Below are 1607 nucleotides of genomic sequence, written 5' to 3'. Positions count from 1 at the left end.
CTAGGAGTGGTTCGGTCCCTTCGTTGGCGGCTCTGCGTGGGTTGCCGGGGGTATCGGGTACTTTCGCATGGTCGTGCTTGGAGCGGCTTTGCTGGTCTGGGGAGTGGAGGCTATAGCGACCAGATCGCGGGCCGGTCCTGCCGGGGGTGTGGCGCCGGTGGCCCAGATCGCGGTCAGGGGCCGGCGCATCGGCGTCCCGGAGACGGGTATCGCTACCAGTCGATGCAGGAGAAGGTCATCGCGTACCGCCAAGGCAGCCAGGACCCCGGGGCCGGTGCCGGCCGCTATGGCTGTCCGGACGGCTGCGGTCGTGGATAGCTCCACCGCCGGCGCGGACATGTGCTCTTCTACTTCTCCGCTAAGCAGGTGTTCGAGGACCTCGCGGGTACCGCTGCCCGGCTCCCGTGTCACCAGCGGTGTGCGCGCTAATTCGGCGAGGCTGATTTTGCTCCGGCGACGGGTCCATGGGTGGTCCGGCGCGACGACGAGGACCATGTCGTCGTACTGCACGGTTTGGGCCGCAAGATCGTGGGGAACGTAGGGACTTTCAATGAAACCCACGGCTGCTGCCCCTGAACGGACCATGACGGCCGCTGTGGCACTGTTCGTAACGCTTAGCCGGACCCGGGCCGGGGCCGATCCCAGGGCCTCCTGCTGCCGGCGCAACCGCACCAGCCACTGCGGCAGCAGATATTCGGCAATGGTCTGGCTGGCCGCCACGTGAAGCTGACGGACACTCTCGGAGCGCAAGGAAGCGATCCCGGTGTCCAGGCGTTCGGCCGCGGCCAGCACCTCAGCAGCCCAGCCGGCGACCAGCGCACCGGTGTCCGTCAGGTGTGACCCACGCGGGGATCTGCTCAGCAGTGGGGATCCGATCTGTGCCTCCAGTGCCCTCATCCGTGAGGACACCCCCTGCTGGGACAGTCCAAGCAGGGCAGCGGCGGCCGACAGGCTTCCCAGCTCCTGGACGGTGACGAGCATTTCCAATGCCGACAATTCCGGCATTCGCGGGCTCAGCACGGCCGGTCCTCCCTCATTCATGTCACCCGCAGACACAAGCGGGACTTGTAACCCCACAAGTGTATGCCCCCTACTGCCTGTAGTGCGTGAACGCGAGGATGGGAGTCATGCACACACCCACCGGCACAGAAACCGCACGCAGCCCTCATCCCGGAACGGGAAGACTTCACCGCCTGCGTTCGGGGACTGCAGCCAGGACCCCGGGACTGGCCCTGGCCGTGGCGATCGCTGTAGTTGCAACGGTGATCGGTCGTTTCGTTCCCCTGGTGGGCGGCCCGGTCAGCGCCATCGTCATCGGCGTGGCACTGGCCGCGCTGATCAAACCCCGAGACCGGCTACGACCAGGCACCAACACGGCAGGCAAGTTCATCCTGCAGTTCTCCGTCGTCGTCCTCGGTTCCCAACTGTCCCTGTCCCAGATCGCCCAGGTCGGCCTGGAATCCCTGCCCGTCATGCTCGGCACCCTGATGGCTTGCCTCTTTGCGGCCTACCTGCTGGGCCGCTGGCTCGGAATCGTCAGGGACCTGCGCACCCTCATCGGCGTCGGCACCGGCATCTGCGGCGCCTCCGCCATCGCCGCAGTCACC

2 protein-coding genes are annotated in these 1607 nt (G+C 66.7%); one reads left to right on the top strand and one right to left on the bottom strand.

The features are described from left to right. On the bottom strand, positions 1-1005 hold the full coding sequence (locus ABIB27_RS19285) for a LysR substrate-binding domain-containing protein (RefSeq protein ID WP_354254699.1): 1005 nt from the start codon (positions 1003-1005) through the stop codon (positions 1-3). 122 nt (positions 1006-1127) lie between these two features. Here ABIB27_RS19285 and ABIB27_RS19280 point away from each other — a divergent pair. After that, positions 1128-1607, top strand: a 480-nt coding sequence (locus tag ABIB27_RS19280; RefSeq protein ID WP_354254697.1) for a putative sulfate exporter family transporter, incomplete at its 3' end; no start/stop codon positions are given.

Origin of the sequence: Arthrobacter sp. UYEF21, from assembly GCF_040546085.1 — a bacterium.
Lineage (GTDB): Bacteria > Actinomycetota > Actinomycetes > Actinomycetales > Micrococcaceae > Arthrobacter.
This window is presented reverse-complemented; position numbering and strand designations above follow the sequence as displayed.